The organism is Curtobacterium sp. TC1 (assembly GCF_019844075.1).
In the GTDB taxonomy this organism is placed as follows: domain Bacteria; phylum Actinomycetota; class Actinomycetes; order Actinomycetales; family Microbacteriaceae; genus Curtobacterium.
Genome location: NZ_CP081964.1, coordinates 1406487 through 1425975 on the forward strand (window position 1 = coordinate 1406487; position 19489 = coordinate 1425975).

Genomic DNA, 19489 nt, shown 5'->3' on the forward strand with positions numbered 1-19489 from the left:
ACCGCAGCAGCAACGGCCGCACCACGCCGAAGCCGAGCGGTGAGCGCGACAGCAACGGCATCCCGGTGGAGGGCACGCCCGAACGGCCGATCATCGAGGACTGGGACGCGGCGGACGGGACGGCGACTGCCGGGGCCGAGCCGGGCCTCCAGGCAGAGGGGGAGCGCCTGCAGAAGGTGATCGCCGCTGCGGGCGTGGCATCTCGCCGAGTCGCGGAGAACCTGATCGTCGAGGGCCGCGTGACGGTCAACGGCCAGGTCGTGGACGCTCTCGGGCGTCGTGTCGACCCCGCGACCGACGCGATCTCGGTCGACGGCGTGCCGGTGCAGATCGATTCCTCGCGGCGGTACATCGTGCTGAACAAGCCGACCGGTGTCGTCTCGAGCCTGCAGGACGAGCGTGGTCGCCGCGACCTGACCGAGTTCGTGGACCGCTACGAGGAGCGCCTGTTCAACGTCGGCCGCCTGGACACCGAGACCTCCGGGCTGCTCGTCCTGACGAACGACGGCGACCTGGCGCACGTGCTGGCGCACCCGTCGTTCGGGGTGCAGAAGACGTACATCGCGAAGGTGCACGGCAACGTGAACCCCGCCGTGGTGCAGCGTCTGACCGAGGGCGTCGAGCTCGAGGACGGTCCCATCAAGGCCGACAAGGTGCGGTTGCTCGAGTCCTCGCGGGGTGAGTCGCTCGTCGAGATCACGCTGCACTCCGGCCGCAACCGGATCGTCCGACGCATGCTCGAGGCCGTGGACCACCCGGTCCTCGAACTCGTCCGTCGCTCGTTCGGGCCGCTGCACCTCGGCAGCCTGCCGCCGGGCAAGATGCGCGAGCTCGGCTCGGTCGAGGTCGGCAAGCTGCTCGGAACGGTCCGTGACGCCAAGCCCTCCGCTCGTGACGACCGCGACGTCGCCCTCGACCAGGGCGAGGACGACGAGTGGGACGACGAGACGGCGGACTGACCGTGCTCGGTCGGTAGGCTTGCCCGGTGACCGACGTGACCCCGACCGACATCGACCGCCGTCTGCGCGGCCCGGTCCGGGTCGTCGGTGCCGGGCTGCTGGGCGCCTCGATCGGTCTGGCCCTGCGCGAGAAGGGCGTGGACGTCGTCCTCGACGACGTGTCGCCGGCCGCGTTGGCGCTCGCCGTGGACTACGGCGCCGGGCGTCGACCGGCAGCCGGCGACCAGCCGGAGCTCGTCGTCGTCGCGGTGCCGCCGGACGTCGTCGCGACCGTGGTGGAGCGTGAGCTCGCCGCCCACCCGAGCGCCGTGGTGACCGACGTCGCCAGCGTGAAGTCCGGTCCGTTGGCCGCCCTGGTTGCCGCCGGAGCCGACGTCACCCGCTACATCGGCTCGCACCCGATGGCCGGACGCGAGCGCAGCGGTCCGACCGCCGCCCGCGCCGACCTGTTCGTCGGACGCCCGTGGGTGATCGCCGGGCACGACGGCATCACTTACCAGCGTGCCGCGGTGGTCGAGGACCTCGCGCTCGACGTCGGCGCCACCGTCGTCCCGATGGACCCCGAGTCGCACGACCTCGCCGTGGCGTACGTCTCGCACGCGCCGCAGCTCGTGTCGACCCTCATGGCCGCACGTCTGCGGGACGCCCCGGACGGTTCGCTCGGCCTGGCCGGCGGCGGCGTGCGCGACGTCACCCGGATCGCCGCGAGCGACCCCGGGCTCTGGGTGCAGATCATCGGGGCGAACGCCGGGCACATCCGGCCGGTGCTCACCGACCTGCGCGACGACCTTTCCCGCGTGATCGACGCCCTCGGCGACCCGGACGGCGCCGGTTCGCCGCGCACCATCGCCGAGACGATCGCCGCCGGCAACCGCGGGGTCGAACGGCTGCCGGGCAAGCACGGCACCACCAAGCGCTTCGCCCAGGTGGTCGTCCTCGTCGACGACACCCCCGGGCAGATCGCCGCGCTCCTGACGTTCATCGGGGAGATCGGCATCAACCTCGAGGACATGCGCCTCGAGCACTCACCGGGCGCGCAGATCGGCATCGTCGAGGTGTCGGTGCTGCCCGAGCAGGAACAGCGACTCGTCGAGGAACTCGAGGGGCGCGGATGGAGGATCGCAGCAGCATGGGCCTGAACGACGACACGAACGCAGCGACGAACGAATCCGGTGTGACCGGTGGTCCGGACGGGCCCGACACCGGTCTGCCGACCCCGGGACAGGGTGGTGCCGGCGGTCCGCTCAGCGGCAGCGGCGACGGCGGCGCACTCGGCGGTCCGGCCGGCGGCCTCGGCGAACCCGGCGGCGAGCCCGGTTCGACCAGTGCCCCGGTGCCGGCCGGTCTCACCGACGGCGCCTACGTCGCGAAGATCGTCATCGCGGTCGACGGCCCAGCGGGCAGCGGCAAGTCGAGCGTGTCCCGCGCGGCCGCCCGTGCTCTCGGCTACGGCTACCAGGACACCGGCGCCGCCTACCGTGCGCTCGCCTGGCACGCCCTGCAGCAGCGGGTGGACCTCGACGACGCGGCGGCGATCCTGGCGAGCTGGGACACCTTCGACTACGCGATCGGCACCGATCCCGACGACTACTACGTGCGCGTGGGGGAGACCGACGTCACCGACGCGATCCGCACCCCGGACGTGACGGTTGCGGTTGCCCACATCGCGAAGCTCCCGGACGTCCGGCACCGCCTCGTGCAGCTGTTCCGGAACGTGATGCGGAAGACCGACGCACCGGGCATCATCACCGAGGGGCGGGACATCACCACGGTGGTCGCACCCGACGCCGAGGTCCGGATCCTGCTGACGGCCGACGAGTCGGTTAGAATGGCCCGGCGCTCGGCGGAGGTCACGACCCAGTCGGCCGCAGAGACCTCCGCCGCACTCGCTCGCCGAGACGCGGCGGACGCGAAGGTCGTCGACTTCATGAACGCCGCGGACGGCGTCACGACGCTCGACTCCACCGACCTCGACTTCGACCAGACCGTGCAGGCGGTCGTCGACCTGGCCCGCGCGGCCACGCACTGACGCACGACCGGACGGCCTCGGCCGCCTGGTCACACCACGGCCGGAACTCCGGCCCGGCCGGGAACGGCCACCGACACCGCGGCTCCGGCCGCTCGCGAGGAACCCACCATGGCTCAGTTGGACAACCCGGACAACGACGACTTTCCCCAGTACGACGACGCCCTCGGCGAGCGGCTCGCCGGACTCGACGAGGCCGAGGCCGAGCAGCGCGCCACCGCGCTCCGCGCCGGGCTCGAGGAGTACGACCTCGAGGACGAGGACCTCGCCCTGCTCGAGGCCGGTCAGGTCGGCGAGGACGGCGTCCACTACCTGCCCGCCTACCCGGTGCTCGCGATCGTCGGCCGCCCGAACGTCGGCAAGTCCGCGCTCGTCAACCGCATCCTCGGTCGTCGCGAGGCCGTCGTGCAGGACGTCCCCGGCGTCACGCGTGACCGCGTCAGCTACAAGGCCGACTGGAACGACAAGCGCTTCACGCTCGTCGACACCGGCGGCTGGGAGCCCGGCGCCGAGGGCATCAACGCCTCGGTCGCCGCGCAGGCCGAGGTCGCGATCGACCTCGCCGACGCCGTCCTGTTCGTCGTCGACGTCACGGTCGGCATCACCGCCACCGACGAGCACGTCGTCAAGATGCTCCGCGGCACCGACCGCCCGGTCATCGTCGTCGCGAACAAGGCCGACGACGAGCGCCGTGAACTCGACGCCTACGAGCTCTGGAACCTGGGGCTCGGTGAGCCGCACCCGGTGTCGGCCCTGCACGGCCGTGGCGTCGCGGACCTGCTCGACCTGATCATCAAGACGCTCCCCGACACCTCGGCCGTCGCCAAGCAGGAGGTCGGCGGCCCCCGCCGCGTCGCGATCCTCGGCCGCCCGAACGTCGGCAAGAGCTCGCTGCTCAACAAGGCGGCCGGTGAAGAGCGCGTCGTCGTGAACGACATCGCCGGCACCACCCGCGACCCGGTGGACGAGCAGATCGAGCTCGGCGGCAAGGTGTGGCGGTTCGTCGACACCGCCGGCATCCGGAAGCGCGTCCACATGCAGCAGGGCGCCGACTTCTACGCGTCGCTCCGCACGACCGCCGCGCTCGAGAAGGCCGAGGTCGCCGTCGTCGTCCTCGACGTCACCGAGCCGGTGTCCGTGCAGGACCTCCGCATCATCGACCTGGTGCTCGAGTCGGGCCGTGCGCTCGTCCTGGCCTACAACAAGTGGGACCTGCTCGACGACGAACGTCGCCGCTACCTCGAGCGTGAGATCGAGCAGGACCTGGCGCACGTCGCCTGGGCTCCGCGGGTGAACATCTCCGCCCGGACCGGCCGTCACCTCGAGAAGCTCGTGCCGGCGCTCGAGACCGCCCTCGAGTCGTGGGACACCCGCATCCCCACCGGCAAGGTCAACGCCTTCATCGCCGAGCTCGTGCAGGAGCACCCCCACCCCGTGCGCGGCGGCAAGCAGCCCCGCATCCTGTTCGGCACCCAGGCGTCGAGCCAGCCGCCGACGTTCGTGCTCTTCACGTCGGCGTTCCTCGACCCGCAGTACCGACGGTTCATCACCCGTCGCCTCCGCGAGGTCTGGGGCTTCTCCGGCACCCCGATCAACGTCAACATGCGGGTGCGCGAGCGCCGGAAGCGCTGAGTCGCAGCCGCACCACACACAACGCGTCCCGTCTGCACGGGGCGCGTTGTGCGTTCGCGGTCGCGTTCGGCCGGGAGGCCCGGATCGCGTCCGCAGCGTCGGTGCGGCACCATGGGTGCGTGCGCATCGGGCGGTGGGGAACGGATCGACGTCGGCTCGCCCTGGTGGGAGTCCTCGTCGCCGTGGTCGTCGTCGGCTCGGTGTCGCTCTGGTCGGTCTCGCACGCCCCAGCCGAGGACGACCTCGTCACCCGTTCCGATCGAGCCGTCCCCGTACCCGCGCAGTCCCCAGCAGAAGGGCTGCGGCCGTCGAACGGCCTGGGCGCACCCCTGCCGGAGGAGTCCCCGGCCGTGCAACCGGTCGACCCGTCGCCGATCGAGCCGTGGTGGCGCCGTGTCCCGCCGGTCTCCGGGGACATCGTCGGCATCGACGGCGCTGCTGCCTCGGGTCACGTCCACATCGCGGGGAACACGAGTGACGCCACCCTCGCGGTCGAGATCGCGCACCTGGAGACGGGAACGACGGGCCCGGTCGACGTCGTGTTGTCCGGTGGGACGGTGACGGGTGGGGAGGACCCGACGTGGACGCCGGCGGGGGAGTCCTTCGACCTCTTCCAGGCCGCCGGTCTCGAAGAGGGGCTGACCGTCGTGCTCGGCGAGCCGTGGACACTGCCCGACGAGGTCCGTTCCCTCGTCCTGCTCGACGCGGCGACCGGCACGGTGCTGGGTGGCGCGGCGCTCGTCCCGAGCGACTGAGCGGTCGGCGCGGTACGTCGGCGGTCGTTCGATGCGGCACGATGTACTGGTGACGCAGCGCAACGACGGACTCGGTGGCCTCGCCGACCGCGCGTGGTGCCGACTCCGGCTCGACCGGTTGGCCGGAGGCCGTCAGGGCGGGTACGTCATCCGGCAGGACATGCTCGAGCACCCCGACACCGTTCGGTCGTTCCGCTGGATCCGGTGGCTGCTCGTCGCCGAGACGATCGTCGGACTCGCTGCCATCGTCGTGGCCGTGCTGCTGACGCGTGCGGGGGAGACCGTGCCGTGGGCGGTCTGGTTCCGGGCGACGGTCGTGCTGCTCATCACCCTGACGCTGTACGTGTTCGCCTGGCGGGCGCAGCTCGGGTACTACTGGGCGTACCAGCGGGTGCGGTTGTTCAGCCGGATCTTCCCGATCGTGACGCTCATCGTCGCGGCGATCCCCGGGCTGTACCCGTTCTGGATGGTGATCGAGCAGATCGTGTTCTCACTGCTCATGATCGGCATCGGCGACGTGCTCACGACCGACCACATGCGCGCCACGTTCCCCAAGCCCGCCCGCCGCTAGCGCCCGCGGCGGCTACGCGACCGTGGCCAGCGCGAAGGGCAGCACGGCGGCGGCCCCGGCACGCCGGAGCTCGCGGCCCGCGACGGTCATCGTCCACCGGCTGTCGACCAGGTCGTCGACGAGCAGCACCGGGCCCTCGTGCGACTGCAGTGCCTCAGCGAGCGAGGGCCCGACCTGGAACGTGTCCCACACGCCGGACAACCGGTACGCGCTGTTCGTCGCACCGTCGCCGCGGGGCGTGCCGCCGTTCCGGTCGAGCGTGCCGAGGAACTGCAGCCGCCCGATCGTCGACAGCGCCTGGGCGAGCGACCCCACGAGCTGCGGCCGTGACCGCGAGGACATCGCCACGACCCCGGTCGGCCGGGTCTCCCACGGCCAGTCCTTGAGCGCGCGCACACAGCCGTCGACGAGCTCGCGGGAGATCGGGGCGTCGGGTGTGGACGGCGAGAACAGTGCACGCAGCGGTCCACCCCAGCCGAGGTCGGTCAGACGAGCCACCGCGCGGCCGGGCTGCACGAGCTCGTCGGCGCCGATCTTGCCTCGCACCGAGACGCCGAGCGACGACATGCCGGACGGCCACTGGGCACGCGGGGCGATCTCGACGCCGACCTTGTCGAGCGCAGCAGCAGCACCGGACGAGTCCGAGTCGGAGACCGAGGTCGGGAACCACGCCCCGGCACAGTTGTCGCAGCGGCCGCAGGGCTCCGCGGAGGGGTCGTCGAGGTCCTGCTGCAGCAGCTGCATGCGGCAGGCCGAGGTGGACTCGTAGTCGAGCATCGACGCGGCCTCGGCAGCGCGTGCAGCCGCGACCCGCTCGTACCGCGGGGCGTCGTACTGCCACGGCTGTCCGGTCGAGATCCAGCCGCCGGTGACGCGTCGGACCGCCCCGTCGACATCGAGCACCTTGAGCAGGAGTTCGAGGGTCGAGCGCTTGATGTCGACCAGGCCCTCGAGGGCGACCGTCGACATCGCGGTGTCGGTGGACAGGGCGCCGAGCACGGCCGAAGCGCGGGCCTCGGTCGGCATCGACGCGCTGGCGAAGTACTGCCAGATCTCGCGGTCCTCACGCCCGGGCAGCAGCAGCACGTCGGCGTTGTCGGTGGCACGACCCGCACGACCGATCTGCTGGTAGTAAGCGACGGGCGACGAGGGAGCACCGACGTGCACGACGAACCCGAGGTCCGGCTTGTCGAACCCCATGCCGAGCGCACTCGTGGCGACCAGGGCCTTCAGTTCGTTGCCCTTGAGCTGCTGCTCGAGCTGCTCCCGCTCGTCGGTGTCGGTGCGCCCCGTGTAGGCGCGGACGGCGTACCCGTTGTCGCGCAGCAGCCGGGCGATGTCCTCGGCCGCCGAGACCGTGAGCGTGTAGATGATGCCGCTGCCGGGCAGGTCGCCGAGGTGCGCGAGCAGCCAGCCGAGCCGCTGCCGGGCATCCGGAAGCGTCAGCACGCCGAGCCGCAGTGAGGCCCGGGCGAGCGACCCACGGATGGTGAAGACCGGGTCGGCCGGGCCGGCGGTCAGCTGCTCGGCGACGTCCTCGACCACGCGCTCGTTCGCCGTCGCGGTCGTCGCCAGGACGGGGACGCCGTGGGGGAGCGAGCGGATGAGTTCGGCCAAGCGGCGGTAGTCCGGTCGGAAGTCGTGGCCCCAGTCCGAGATGCAGTGCGCTTCGTCGACCACGAGCATGCCCATCCGGGCGATCAGGGTCGGCATCTGCTCGTCGCGGAACTTCGGGTTGTTCAGGCGCTCGGGGGAGACGAGGAGGACGTCGACCTCGTCACGGGCAAGGGCTGCCTGAGTCTCGCCCCACTCGTGCGCGTTCGCGGAGTTGATCGACACCGCACGGACCCCCGCGCGGGCAGCCGCTGCCACCTGATCGCGCATCAGCGCCAGCAGCGGCGAGACCAGGACGGTCGGGCCGCCACCCCGGCGACGGAGCAGCAGGGTCGCGAGGAAGTACACGGCGGACTTGCCCCACCCGGTGCGCTGCACGACCAGGGCACGCTGTCGGTGCTCGACCAGGGCGGAGATCGCCTCGAGCTGGCCGGGGTGGAAGACCGCGTCGGGGCGCCCCGTGAGCGCAGCGAGCGCGTGCTGTGCCTCGGCGGCGATGTCTGCAGACGGCGAGACGACAGACGGAGCGGCGGTGGGGGTGTCCATGCCCCCATGCTGTCAGCACCGACCGACGAAACCCGACCCGCGCCTCCTATCTGTGGACAGCGCGACGGAACGCGCTTACTGGTAGGTGACCAACGACGGCGTCGGCTGCACGTCCTGCATCGTCTGCGACGGCGTCAGCATGGGCGTGTCCTCGTCGTAGAAGTTCTTCCAGCCCCAGTGCAGGCCCTCCGGCGCGCCCTGGTGCAGCGCCTTCCACGTCGCCTGCTTGTCCGGCTGCGAGCCCTGCCCGTCGACGTGCACGAGCATGTCGAGCTCCGGGTGGGTCTCGAGCGCGGAACGATCCTGGATCATCGACAGCCGGAACTGGTGCAGCACCAGGGCCTTCGGCGGCAGCCCTTCCTTGCGCACGAGCGCAGCCAGCCACGAGGAGACCTCGTTCACCTCGGACGCCGACACGCTACCGATCTGCTCGAGCGGCACCTGGTCCTTCGTCAGCCGCCACTCCGGGTCGAGCGCCAGCCAGACACCGGGCTTCTTCAGCAGCGACTCGTACTTCTTGGCCTGCGACAGGAAGTCCGAGCGGCCCGGCTGCAGGTCGATGATGACGGGCATGTCGGCGTCGTGGGCGGCATCGACGTAGGGCTCGAGGGTCGAGACCGGCAGCTCCGTCGAGTAGTCGCCGTCGGCTCCGGCGTCACCCGCAGCGACGGTCGCGATGACCTCCATGGCGGGCGTCACGAGCTCGTCGGACTCCGCCCGGTACGGCTTCGCGACCTGCTCAGCACGCCGGACGGTGGCCTCCGGCCCCTGCTCGCCGAGCACGCCCAGCGCTGGCGCCCCGGGAGCCCCGTACAGCGCCACGTACCGGTGCCCGTCGAACGGCCGCTGGCCGCCGTTCCGCAGCTGGAACCCGCCCTCGGCCGCCCGCACCGTCCACTCCGGGTCCTGCAGCGCGTCGAATGCCGCACCGACCAGGACCGTCGGGTGCTTCGCCCGCTCGTGCAGCGCCGTCACCACGTCGGGTGCGGCAGCCGGGTCGGTCACGCCCTCCGGCATGGTCACGACCTTCGCTCCTGCGGCCTTGGCGGTCGCCACGGCCGCAGCGTCCGCGCTCGCGTCCGCCACCACCACGGTCGCCTGCCGGGAGGCCCGGGTCGACTCCGGCGCGTCGCCACCCTCGGGCGCCTGCCGCTGTTCGACGTCCGTGTCGACCGACACGTCGCCCTCGGCCTGGTACCAGTCGGCCCCGAGCCGGTCGAGTTCGTGGGCGACGGCAGCGCCGCCCTTCGTGTCCTGCTCCTTCTTCGCGGTGAGCAGGACCGGAACGTGGGCGCTCGCCGCGGTCTTCGCGGCATCGGAGATCGCGTCGGCATCGCCGGCCGTCGCCACGACCGCGCCGGGAGCACTCGCGAACAGGGCCTTGCTGACGCGGACGGACCGGGCTGCGGCGTCCGAGGCATCGGCCACCGTGACCGTCCCCGCCGTGGCCTTCGCGAGGGTCGGGCGACTCGTGTCCGGGCCGCTCGAGGTGCACCCGGCGGCTCCGAGCAGCAGTCCGGAGACCGCGATCGCGACGAGGAAACGAGGGGTGGGACGAGAACGCATCGGGCCACCCTACGAGCCACGCGGAGAGGTCCCTGGGAATCCGACGGGTGTCGTCTCGTAGAAGGGAGGCATGCCCCACCACCCCGACGACCACCCGCTCATCGGAGCCGTCCGGTCGCCCGAGGTCCACTGCATGACCCTGAACGTGCGGCGCCGCGTGCCGCGACCGCCCGCGCACCCGGACGCCTGGGAGCGTCGCCGCGACGCGATCACCGCGCTCGTCACCTCCGAAGCGCCCACCGTCCTCGCCGTCCAGGAGGCCCTCCCCGCGCAGGCAGACGACCTGACGGCCGGCCTCGGGTCCGGTTGGGAGCCCGTCCTGGCCGGGCGCGGCGCGCGCGGCGGTGGCGAACAGGTCGGGCTCTTCCTCGACCGCTCGCGCCTCGACGTCGTCGAGCGCCGCACGTGGGCGCTTTCCCGCACGCCGCACCGTCCGGGATCCCGCTCGTGGGCGACGTCCTTCCCCCGGCACGCCGTCGGCGCCGTCGTCGACGACCGCGCGACCGGCGTCCGGTTCCTGGCGATCGCCACCCACCTCGACGTCGCCTCGCCGTGGGCCCGGCTGCGATCCGCCGAACTGCTCGGCCGGATCGTGCGACAGCGCGGCCTGCCCGCCGTCGTGATGGCCGACTGGAACAGCCCGGCAGGATCCGCACCATGGCAAGCACTGGCGGACGCTGGTGTCGTCGACAGCTGGGGGCGGGCCTCCCGGCAGGTGGGTGAGCCGTACGGGACGTACCCGCACTACGGGAGCCCACGTGTCGGCGGCCGGCGCATCGACGGTGTCCTCGTGACGCCGGACGCGACCGTCGAGCGGGTCGCCGTGTCGAACCGGCGGCCGGGCGGGGTGTGGCCGTCCGACCACGCGGCTGTGCACGCGGTCGTGCGGTGGGCGTCGTGATCGCCACGCTCGGGCCGACGTTCCTGCGCCCGAAGTTCCTGGTGGCCGACGTGGTGCGTGCCCTGACGCTCGTCAGCCTGGTCGTCGCGAGCATCGGGTGGGGCGGGACCGCGCTGCCGGTGATGGCGCTGTCGCTGCTCGGGGTCGTGGTGCCCCGGATGCTCGGGCTGCGGCCCGCGTTCGACCTGGCGGTGTGCGTGCTCGTGCTCCTCGCCGGGTGGTCGAGCGTGCTCGAGTGGTACACGAGTGTGTTCCTGTGGGACAAGTTCATGCACGTCGTCCTCACCGGCCTGCTCGCCGCTGTGCTCTACGTCATCGGTGCCGACCTGCGCGCGGTGCCGGCGCCGGACGGGGAGCGACGGGTGGTCGTCGCGATCCTCGGACTGTGTGCGGGACTCGCCATCGGGGCCGCGTGGGAGATGGGGGAGTGGCTCGGCCACAACTTCGTCGACTCGGCGATCTACGTCGGGTACGACGACACGATCGGGGACCTGGCCGCGGACGGGGCCGGGGGATTGCTCGTCGGGCTCGGGTTGCCGTGGTTGGCAGCGCGGCGCGAGGTGGTGCGACCGACTCGCCGTGGCACGGAGGGGGTCTGACGTCCGCTATGCTGGACCGGTCGCTCGCGCTCCGGTCGGAAGCGGGCGAGGATCCTCCGGGATCCTGAGTTCTCCGGAACTCGCGGGCTGTGGCGCAGCTTGGTAGCGCACTTGACTGGGGGTCAAGGGGTCGCAGGTTCAAATCCTGTCAGCCCGACCGAAAGGCCCCGATAGAACGCGAGTTCTGTCGGGGCCTTCTTTTGGGGGGGCGCTTGTGAACCCCTCCGGAATCCCTCGGTTCTCGGTCGGAAGTGCTGACGCCTCAATCGCATCAAGGGGGATCTTTGTCGAGGTACACACGCGAGACGCGTATCGACGGCGGCGGCCAGGGTGAGGTTTGGCTCGGGCGCGACGAAGTTGGTAACCCAGTAGCCATCAAGTACCTGAACCTGGTCGGCAACGACTCCCAGCAGGCTGAAGAGCGTCGCCGCTTCCAGCGAGAAGTTACGTGTCAGGCGTCGCTGGATCACCCCCAGGTGCTCCCGATCCTGGGGTCCGAACTCGGAGGTGCGCAGCCCCACTTCGCGATGCCGCTTGCGGAGGGGTCGCTGCGAGGACGACTCGCGCCGGGAGCAGGCATCGGGATCCCGGAACCTGAGGCGTTGAGGATGTTCCAGCTGATTCTGGAGGGCGTCGAGCACGCCCACTTGGCGGGCGTCATTCACCGTGACTTGAAGCCCGAAAACATCTTGATCCTCGAGGGGCGGCCGGTCCTCTCGGACTTCGGGCTCGGCCGCCGCCTCTACTCCGACAGCACCACGCTCACGATGACCAATGTCGGCATGGGCACCTTCGCCTACTCGGCGCCGGAGCAGTTCAACAATGCGAAGGAAGCTGATCAGCGGTCTGACGTCTTCGCGCTCGGACGGATCTTCTACGAGATGCTGTCCGGGCAGATGTCGATAACGGGTCAAGACCTGGAGAGATTACCCGGGCAGTACCGATTCATCATCAACAAAGCGACTCAGATTGATCCTGAACGACGCTTCGCGACGGTGGGAGAGATGCTGAGAGAGGTAGCACTCCTTGGCCGCGAGCCAGGCTCCCTGTTGTCCCCCGCGGAGCAGGCGATCTCGTTGGTCGAAGCAATCGCATCCGGCGACATTGAGTTGGTGGATGAGTTCGCGCGGCTCGTCTTGGAGAAGAGCGACGACCTCCAGCTATTCATTCAGGTAGTTCCGAAGGTCCCGGAGTCTGTGCTCGCTCAGCTCGCTACTCGTGACGCTGAGCTGTTCCACCAGGTGATGCTCGCGTTCGATGGCTTCGCAGATGGCAGCTTCGGATTCGACTTCACGGACAACATCGCCGTCTTCTTGCTGGCGGCTTACCGCGCGTCGGCGGACATGCGTGTCCACGGTCTTGTCATCAGCCGACTCCTGGTGCTCGGGGCCAGCCACAATCGTTGGTTTGTCCGTGATCGCTTCATCGACGCTGTTCGCTTGGCCCTGCGCGACGCAGCCCACGCACCCGTGGTTGCTGCTGTACTGCGCGACAATGCCTGGGCTCTTGACTTCGTACGCGAGCCTCTACGTCAGCTCTCGCTTCCTCGAATTGTGGAAGAGGTTCTCGCCGCTTAGGCGAGAACAGCTCCCCTTCCGCACGCATCGACCGGGCTTGGGCATCGATGATGCCGCCGTGTGTGTCGGTTCTGCTCGCTAGATTTTGACCATGATGGATGAGTGGCTGCCGTTGGGAACGCGACAATCGGATGTAGCGGACTTGCACGAGGGCGTACCGGCGTGGATGGCGACCCGCTTCTGGACCTGGCTCGAGCGCTCGTTCGACTCTCTGTCCCGTGAAAAGGGGCACAAGGTAGTCATGGCCGAGTACGACGAGCGACGGCGGATGCGGGAGCCGCTAGCTCCAGAGTGCGGCACCTACAACTTGAGTAACGTCCTACAACGGCGTGGGGATGACAACCTGACCTGGAGCGTGACTGACTTCGTCGTCGCTCGAGCGGGCGAGCTGGGCTATCTCGCACTGGCTCGATGACCTCGAGGGCATCCTGGAACAGTCCGGGTCAGCTTGGCGGATTGGGACCAGAAGCGGCGCGGCCGGTGTGGAGCGGCGAGTGGCGTCTGGTGTCGGCGAAGCTGCAAACGTGGTGATGGGGAGGACCGGCTCGGCGGGCGAGCTGCTGTCGGCAGCCTGGCAGGCCACATTCGGTATCCATCCGGACCCGGAGAAGGCTTACTCCAAGGCGATCAAGGCTGTCGAGGAGGCTGCGAAGCCCCGCGTCTCGCCCAAGGACTCAGTCGCAACGCTCGGCAAGATGGTGTCGGCGATGCGGGACCAGAAAGACTGGGCGCTTCCACTGCAAGACGACGAGACAAATCCCTCCAGCGACACCGTCGTGAAGATGATGCGTTCCTTGCACTCGGGCCAGCAGGAGCGGCACGGCGGAAACGGTGATCGGGCGGCGACGCAAGAAGAAGCCGAAGCGGCACTGTTCCTTGCAGTGCCGCTAGTCCAGTTCTTCCACGGCGGACTGGTCGCTCGGCGAAGCTGACTGGGCGGGAGCCAACGGACCATCTTCACCGTCAATCTGCCCGGTCATCACGCCGGTGAGCCGCTCCGTGTAGCGCTGGTGAGCGAGGTCTACTTCGTCGCGCTGGCCAACGGTTGGCCCTCCCTGAGGTCGGCGGGCGGTGTGCTGGCCCCGTGACGAACGGCGCGAACCGAGCCCGCTGCGCGGCGTAGTCCTTCTTCCGCAGGTGAGCGTAGACCTTGTCGGTGATGGCGACGGACGCGTGGCCCATCAGCCGCGACAGCTCAAACATGTCGAATGCGCCGGAGGGACTGCTGCTGGTTTGGTTGACTCGTTGGTTTAGGCCGCGAGTGCTGCCTGTGGGTTGATGATTGCTTCGTACTCGATGGGCGTCAACTTCCCGACCGCGCTGTCGGCGCTTTCGGTGGTAGATGCCCTCGATCCAGTGCACGATCGCGAGCCGCAGTTGCTCACGAGAAGTCCGTCGGTGCCGGTTGAGGACGTTCTTCTGCAGCAGCGCGAAGAACGACTCCATTGCCGCGTCGTCCGCGCGCTCCCCGACCTGCCCATCGACCCCAGCAGCCCGGCATCCGACAGCGCTCGAACGAACCTCTTGGACCGGAACTGGCCGTATTCAACCGGTCGTCGCAACACCTGATACCGGAGGTGTTCGATGCGGGTTGAATACGGCCTGGCTGCCGCGATCCGAATGAACCACGGTGTGGAGCGGGCCGCGGCGAGAGATTGCCATCTGCAGTGCCGCGACGGCGAGCGAGGATCGCATCCGAGAGTCGATGGAGTAGCCGACGATCCGGCGGGAGCTTGCGTCCTTCACGGCGCAGAGGTAGAGCGTGCCCTCGCCCGTGTTGTGCTCGGTGATGTCGGTCAACCGAAGCTTGTCCAGATCCGGCGCGGTGCACGCCCTCCGCACCCGATCGTCATGCACTGGTGGTCCGGCCTTCCGGGTCAGGCCCCGTTTCTTTGCGTGCAGTGACCAGAGCCGCTGCTGCGAGCACAGTCGCCAGACGCGCCGTTCCGAGACGAGCAGGCCGGCGCGGAGGTCGTCGGTGATGAACCGGTACCCGAACGTCGGGTCGTCGCGGTGCGCATCGACGGCGGCATTGGTCAGGTGCGCGTTCTCCCAATCGCGGCGGCTCACCGGGTTCTTCCGCCAGGCATGGAACGCCTGCTTCGTGAAGCCCAACACCCGGCAGGTCACCGCGACCGGGATCCGGTCGGCGGCGAGTCTCAATGTTGGTCGTCGTTCCTTCTCCTCGTCGATTCGCGGACGCCCGGCCGGAGCGGTGGGGTGCAGCGCTTCCGCTACTTCCGGGAAGAGGACTCCTGCGTGCGTCAGCAGGTAGGTGATCGCGACACGCACTATGTGCGCTCTCGAAATTCCTCCGACGGGCACGAGAACTTCGAGCGCCTTTTTGACCCCCCGCGGCACGCTGGTGCGTAGCTCTTCGGTGTAGTCGAGGGGCTCTTGGCCACGTTTTCCCATAATCGCCTCCGGTTTATTTCGGACGCCTATTACTTAACGCCCAAAGTTGCTTACGCCGCTGCTGACAGAACTCGGGATACGTTTGTGGGGACTGCATGAAGGCGGTGCGCTCGGGAGCGTGGAGTTTAATAGCATGAGTGAAGGCATGAGTGAAGGCATGAGTGAAGGCATGAGTGAAGGCATGAGTGAAGGCATGAGTGAAGGCATGAGTGAAGGCATGAGTGAAGGCATGAGTGAAGGCATGAGTGAAGGCATGAGTGAAGGCATGAGTGAAGGCATGAGTGGAGGCATTAGTGAAGACATGAGTGAAGACACCGGATCTGACGAGGAACGCGATCGGTGACCGGTCAGCAGACAAGAGCGCGCGCGTCAGCTGCGTAAGCTAGGGATCCGCAACCAGGTCGGCGACCCGCCTCGGGTGTTTGGTCGCCATCGGCTCCGGCAGCGCCGACCTGCCTTCGCGGGGTAGCCCGCAGCCGTGAGTGAGAGATACTCTCCTACGGTGCTCAAGACTCTCATTCTCACCGTGACCGTCGGCCTCGCCGCGGCTGTGCTGACCGGCTGTTCGTCGGGTTCAGTAACACCCGAAGTCACGCTTTCGCCTTCGGTAAAGCAGTCAGCCAAAAGCGCGATGAGCGAAGGGGATCGCACCGCGAAAGCCGAGAAGCTCGTGCTCGCGGAGCTTCCGGATGTTCCAGCCTGGGATGGGGTTACTGCAAAGGGGAGCGCCGTCGATGCATCTGAGGTCTGCGTAGACCGAACGTACGGGCCAACGGGAGGCCTGAACGGAACGGGCGGCAACGCTGGGTACGTCGTGGTTAACTTCCCGTCGTTGGACCTTGGTGAGCCTCAGAGTGGCTCATGCGCCGACTACAAGCCAGCCAGTGACCCGACTCCGAGTGCGGTCGATGTGCCCGCGTCGGTGGCGGACGACCCGGGTTTGCTCGTGAGCACCGACTTCGGCGACGAGTGGCCCCTGACTGTGCCGTACGTGGTGGCTCACTGCGACAACATCGTTGCGGGCGGTCGTGCGCTGGAAGTACTGACTGTTGACGCACCCGATGGCGCCACGTACGCGGCGAACGGGACAGCGAAGGACCGCACGACTGCCCCGGCTATCGACCCGATTTGGGCAGCTGACCCTGATGTCAGTGGACTGAAGATTGACATCTCGCCTGTTATCGATGCAGGGCTGGAGCTGTGCGGTTGATGATTAAGCAGGCCGTCGCCGGACCCTTCGGCGTGGCCATATGACGGACGATCGGGATCGACTGACACCTGCCGAGCTTGGCGACGGTCTGCCTTCGGCCGCATCGCTTGACGTCTCGTTCGCTAACCTTAATGACACCGAATTTGAGGAGTTTGTCTACGACCTGTTGGTCACGTTGGGTTTTGTGAATGTGGATTGGCGAAAAGGTACTCCGAAGAACGCTAGCCCGTCCGACCGTGGCAGGGACATCGTCGCGCAATGGGTTGTGAAGGACGTCGACGGTCATACTCGATTCGAGACGTGGTTCGTGGACGCCAAGCACTACGCCAGGGGTGTTCCGCCTGAGGCACTGCAGGGGTTGATGACTTGGTCGGAGGTTGAGCGCCCCGATGTAGCGCTTGTGGCCGCTTCTGGTTTCTTGTCTAACCCCGCGAAGGACTGGGTTTCGGCCTACGTCAGCAATCGTTCTCCAGGGTTTCGGATCCGGTACTGGGAGAAGCCGGATCTAAGCCGCATGCTTTCCCGCTTTCCGGACCTGATGCATCGCCACGGGATCATCGAAGCGGAGTCGATGCGTACGGTTGCAGACATCCGTGCCGCCGAGCACGAGTTCTTCGACAAGGTCTGGTACGTGCGGAGCCTCATCCACGACGAGAACATCGCAGCGGGTGAGAGCGATGATCTTTCCGCCGACTTGCGTGAGCGAGTGCTCGCTGCGCGTGCGGCGGTCGTCGAGCGTTACGGCGCGAGCGACGTGGGTCCCTGGGACGACTGGACGTGGGGCTTTGTGAACGGGAAGCTCTCCGCGCTGCGGTGGGTCCTCGGGGACGAGTGGGACTTTCTTGACACGTGACGAGTGTCGTCGCGGCAGACTGCCCCCTCCGAGACCCCTCCAACCGCGCTCCGCTGCCGCAGCCCGATGCGGACCAAGTTGCGACGATCGAGGTGGGGCGTTCCGCCGACATTCCCGGTGAGATCAGGTTTACGAGGGTCGCCTCGGGTCCACTCGGTTCATGGTGGGCAAGCGCCCGGTGCTGCCTGGGGGTCAAGGGGTCGCAGGTTCGAATCCTGTCAGCCCGACCGACCGAAGCGTGTCTGACACCACGAAGAAGCCCACCGAGGATCTCGGTGGGCTTCCGTCGTTTCGGCGGCTGTCGTGGGTCGTACGTACAGGGCTCCTTCGCTGCGGCGATCAGCGAAGCACTTGTGTGTGAGGCAGAACCCTTCTCGCAAATGCGTCCTGTCCGAGTCCGACACCGAGGTCCGTGGGCGGACCGGCTATCGAGACGTTTGGGACCAGCACGCGCACCAACGAAGTCGCTACGCGAGGATCTTCGAGCCCTTGGTCCGGTTGCAGCGCCAGCAGAGCGTCTGTAGGTTTTCGGGGGCGCTCAGACCTCCTCGTGATACCGGTACGATGTGGTCAACCTCGAGAAGCAAGTGAGGCTCCGCGGCTACTGAGATCTTGCAGTATCGGCACGCGTAGTTGTCCCGACTCTTGATGAAGGTGCGAAGACGGGTCGTCATCAGCGCCCGCTGGCCAGCTGCGGACTTAGCCCAGCGGATTTTCTCGACGAGCACCTGCGACAAGGCTTCGAGCGTTGGGGTGTCGAGTCGAATAGGAGCGGATTGTGAACTGTTCCCGCCTGCTGATGTGTATTCGAACCTGTACTTCGGGTAGGGCACTTCGATCGGTGTGAGGTGCGCGCCTAGCTGATTCCAGAACTCTGTCGAGTAGTGCTTGAGGATGAAGTGAGGCGGAGCGATCCGGGCAGTCAGATCGGTTTCACGACCTCGTACGTTGGCAACCGCATCTTCAAGGCGCGCAATGTCTTCTGAAACGCGCTGCACTTCAGCAAGTGTTGCTTGGTCTGCCTTGATCCCGAAGTACTTCATCAAGTACTTGATCGGCTCAATCTTCGCGTTGCGGACGACTTGGAGAGAGGCGTGGTGGACATGTGGGGCAAACTCCGCGACGTGCCGGTCGCGTCGGTTGTTCCACCTTGACTCATTGACGTAGCCTGCCAGGTGCGCGTACTGCCCACTTGTGGACGCTCCAAGTTCGAAGGAGCCTTCAGTGCGCATCTCCGACACGTAGTCGACAACAGCGTTGTGCTCGCTCACCAACGCAGCAACCTCGGCGCGCAGGTCCTTGAAGTGCTCAGACCCGAAGTACCGAGCCTTGCGGATCGATCGCACAATCGGGTTCGCGACGAGCACCAAGAAGAACGCGAGCACGCCAAGCAGGAAGCTGCCGGACGTTGCGATGGCAAGGGTCGGGACGACGATGAGCAGCGTGATGAACAGTGCTTTCGGCATGGCTTGGTCCCCCGGTAGATGCTCAGCCGCAGAGGCGACTGACAAGACAGATTCATCACTCTGCCAGTGCCACGCGGGCTGTCGTGAGTACCACTTCGAGGGCCAGACCCCACCCTCGCCGTGGTACTCGGTGGAATCGGCGGTCGAGCAATCGAGGCCCTACAGAGTAAGTGTGAGAGCGCGGACGCGGTCAGGCGTTCGTTGCCTGGCTCGCACCGCATCACCAAGGCATCCGAGCGGGACCTTCTGCGACCAGAACGGACCGAGGCGCGTGTTGGCGAGACCGAACTGCTTGCAAGGAACTACCAGGAGGTTTCCCACGCTCTGCGGTCGGGTCGGCATCTGCGCCCAGCCGGGAGGGCCAATCGTGCCGCTTGCAAAGCACTGGTGCCGGATGCGGATCCCCTGCGGGGCAGAGGCGCGCTGGCCAAGACGGCGTTCGTTGAGCCTCGGCGGGATCGCTCTCGCTCAGCAGACGATTTCTTGGACGATCACGCGACGAGTCCGGCGCTTGAACTCAGAATGGCGATGCGATGCAGCAACCGCGAAGGACTCAGCGCTAGTCACTGTCCGTACATCCCACGGCCCCATCACGTGGCAACCTCGGTGCCGAGTAGCGCTGCAGTCCGGTAGTCGAGCCCTCAACGGGCGTGAGCGAGTTAGCTCCTTGGTTATGAGAGCCAGACGACGAGGAGCCGGACGAAGTGCTCGCATCGCGCTGGCCGCTTCACTCATCGCCTGCTTCGCCTGCTTCGCCTGCTTGGTCGTCGGGATCGCCGAGGTCGTTTCGTCGACCGGG

The 19489-nt window shown here is 68.0% G+C and carries 17 protein-coding genes, 1 tRNA gene and 1 pseudogene; 15 read left to right on the top strand and 4 right to left on the bottom strand.

Annotated features, from left to right (window positions below; all coding sequences use genetic code 11):
* Nucleotides 1–167: 167 nt before the first annotated feature.
* The 6 genes from KZI27_RS20210 to KZI27_RS07795 all read left to right on the top strand — a co-directional run bounded on the left by KZI27_RS20210 (nucleotide 168) and on the right by KZI27_RS07795 (nucleotide 5943).
* Nucleotides 168–959 carry a pseudouridine synthase gene (locus tag KZI27_RS20210; RefSeq protein WP_261784223.1) on the top strand — a complete coding sequence of 264 codons (792 nt, stop codon included), beginning with the start codon at nucleotides 168–170 and terminating at the stop codon, nucleotides 957–959.
* Between the two features lie 26 nt (nucleotides 960–985).
* A complete protein-coding gene (locus tag KZI27_RS07775; RefSeq protein ID WP_123313549.1) occupies nucleotides 986–2098 on the top strand; it encodes a prephenate dehydrogenase in 1113 nt (370 codons plus the stop codon).
* 194 nt (nucleotides 2099–2292) lie between these two features.
* A complete protein-coding gene (cmk, locus tag KZI27_RS07780) occupies nucleotides 2293–2988 on the top strand; it encodes a (d)CMP kinase (protein ID WP_410004030.1) in 696 nt (231 codons plus the stop codon).
* A gap of 108 nt (nucleotides 2989–3096) precedes the next feature.
* Nucleotides 3097–4617: a ribosome biogenesis GTPase Der gene (der, locus tag KZI27_RS07785; RefSeq protein WP_027464783.1), complete on the top strand. Its 1521-nt coding sequence runs from the start codon at nucleotides 3097–3099 to the stop codon at nucleotides 4615–4617.
* Between the two features lie 119 nt (nucleotides 4618–4736).
* Nucleotides 4737–5372: a hypothetical protein gene (locus KZI27_RS07790; RefSeq protein ID WP_222660370.1), complete on the top strand. Its 636-nt coding sequence runs from the start codon at nucleotides 4737–4739 to the stop codon at nucleotides 5370–5372.
* Nucleotides 5373–5421: 49 nt separating this feature from the next.
* The gene (locus KZI27_RS07795; protein ID WP_123313552.1) at nucleotides 5422–5943 is read left to right on the top strand and encodes a hypothetical protein; all 522 of its coding nucleotides are present in this window, start codon (nucleotides 5422–5424) and stop codon (nucleotides 5941–5943) included.
* A gap of 12 nt (nucleotides 5944–5955) precedes the next feature.
* Here the strand turns inward: KZI27_RS07795 and KZI27_RS07800 are convergent, their stop codons facing one another.
* Nucleotides 5956–8103, bottom strand: coding sequence for a RecQ family ATP-dependent DNA helicase (locus KZI27_RS07800; protein WP_222660372.1), 2148 nt, complete (start codon nucleotides 8101–8103; stop codon nucleotides 5956–5958).
* 75 nt (nucleotides 8104–8178) lie between these two features.
* Complete coding sequence (locus KZI27_RS07805) at nucleotides 8179–9669, bottom strand: hypothetical protein (protein ID WP_222660374.1); 1491 nt, start codon at nucleotides 9667–9669, stop codon at nucleotides 8179–8181.
* 70 nt (nucleotides 9670–9739) lie between these two features.
* Between KZI27_RS07805 and KZI27_RS07810 the strand changes: the two genes are divergently transcribed.
* The 6 genes from KZI27_RS07810 (at nucleotide 9740) to KZI27_RS07835 (ending at nucleotide 13678) form a co-directional block, all read left to right on the top strand.
* Nucleotides 9740–10570, top strand: coding sequence for an endonuclease/exonuclease/phosphatase family protein (locus tag KZI27_RS07810; RefSeq protein ID WP_222660375.1), 831 nt, complete (start codon nucleotides 9740–9742; stop codon nucleotides 10568–10570).
* A complete protein-coding gene (locus KZI27_RS07815; protein WP_222660377.1) occupies nucleotides 10567–11169 on the top strand; it encodes a hypothetical protein in 603 nt (200 codons plus the stop codon). The genes KZI27_RS07810 and KZI27_RS07815 overlap by 4 nt, the downstream gene beginning before the upstream one ends.
* 83 nt (nucleotides 11170–11252) lie before the next feature.
* Nucleotides 11253–11326: transfer RNA gene (locus tag KZI27_RS07820), tRNA-Pro, on the top strand.
* A gap of 127 nt (nucleotides 11327–11453) precedes the next feature.
* A complete protein-coding gene (locus KZI27_RS07825; RefSeq protein WP_222660379.1) occupies nucleotides 11454–12746 on the top strand; it encodes a serine/threonine-protein kinase in 1293 nt (430 codons plus the stop codon).
* 91 nt (nucleotides 12747–12837) lie between these two features.
* Complete coding sequence (locus tag KZI27_RS07830; RefSeq protein WP_222660380.1) at nucleotides 12838–13161, top strand: hypothetical protein; 324 nt, start codon at nucleotides 12838–12840, stop codon at nucleotides 13159–13161.
* Nucleotides 13162–13240: 79 nt separating this feature from the next.
* The gene (locus KZI27_RS07835) at nucleotides 13241–13678 is read left to right on the top strand and encodes a hypothetical protein (RefSeq protein ID WP_222660382.1); all 438 of its coding nucleotides are present in this window, start codon (nucleotides 13241–13243) and stop codon (nucleotides 13676–13678) included.
* A 318-nt stretch (nucleotides 13679–13996) separates the two neighbouring features.
* Here the strand turns inward: KZI27_RS07835 and KZI27_RS07845 are convergent.
* Nucleotides 13997–14903 (bottom strand): annotated as a pseudogene (locus KZI27_RS07845) (IS3 family transposase); the annotation flags it as partial.
* A 391-nt stretch (nucleotides 14904–15294) separates the two neighbouring features.
* Here KZI27_RS07845 and KZI27_RS07850 point away from each other — a divergent pair.
* From KZI27_RS07850 to KZI27_RS07860, 3 genes are all read left to right on the top strand, one after another.
* A complete protein-coding gene (locus KZI27_RS07850; protein ID WP_222660387.1) occupies nucleotides 15295–15504 on the top strand; it encodes a hypothetical protein in 210 nt (69 codons plus the stop codon).
* Between the two features lie 159 nt (nucleotides 15505–15663).
* The gene (locus KZI27_RS07855; RefSeq protein ID WP_261784177.1) at nucleotides 15664–16371 is read left to right on the top strand and encodes a YebY family protein; all 708 of its coding nucleotides are present in this window, start codon (nucleotides 15664–15666) and stop codon (nucleotides 16369–16371) included.
* Nucleotides 16372–16411: 40 nt separating this feature from the next.
* Complete coding sequence (locus KZI27_RS07860) at nucleotides 16412–17224, top strand: restriction endonuclease (protein WP_222660389.1); 813 nt, start codon at nucleotides 16412–16414, stop codon at nucleotides 17222–17224.
* 467 nt (nucleotides 17225–17691) lie between these two features.
* Here the strand turns inward: KZI27_RS07860 and KZI27_RS07865 are convergent, their stop codons facing one another.
* Nucleotides 17692–18690, bottom strand: coding sequence for an HNH endonuclease (locus tag KZI27_RS07865; RefSeq protein ID WP_222660391.1), 999 nt, complete (start codon nucleotides 18688–18690; stop codon nucleotides 17692–17694).
* Nucleotides 18691–19489 lie beyond the last annotated feature (799 nt).

Bases quoted from the DNA above. Each gene is read 5' to 3' on its own strand.
- der (WP_027464783.1), top strand. From the start codon at position 3,097: ATGGCTCAGTTGGACAACCCGGACAACGACGACTTTCCCCAGTACGAC.
- KZI27_RS07800 (WP_222660372.1), bottom strand. From the start codon at position 8,103: ATGGACACCCCCACCGCCGCTCCGTCTGTCGTCTCGCCGTCTGCAGAC.
- KZI27_RS07805 (WP_222660374.1), bottom strand. From the start codon at position 9,669: ATGCGTTCTCGTCCCACCCCTCGTTTCCTCGTCGCGATCGCGGTCTCC.
- KZI27_RS07810 (WP_222660375.1), top strand. From the start codon at position 9,740: ATGCCCCACCACCCCGACGACCACCCGCTCATCGGAGCCGTCCGGTCG.
- KZI27_RS07830 (WP_222660380.1), top strand. From the start codon at position 12,838: ATGATGGATGAGTGGCTGCCGTTGGGAACGCGACAATCGGATGTAGCG.
- KZI27_RS07850 (WP_222660387.1), top strand. From the start codon at position 15,295: ATGAGTGAAGGCATGAGTGAAGGCATGAGTGAAGGCATGAGTGAAGGC.
- KZI27_RS07860 (WP_222660389.1), top strand. From the start codon at position 16,412: ATGACGGACGATCGGGATCGACTGACACCTGCCGAGCTTGGCGACGGT.
- KZI27_RS07865 (WP_222660391.1), bottom strand. From the start codon at position 18,690: ATGCCGAAAGCACTGTTCATCACGCTGCTCATCGTCGTCCCGACCCTT.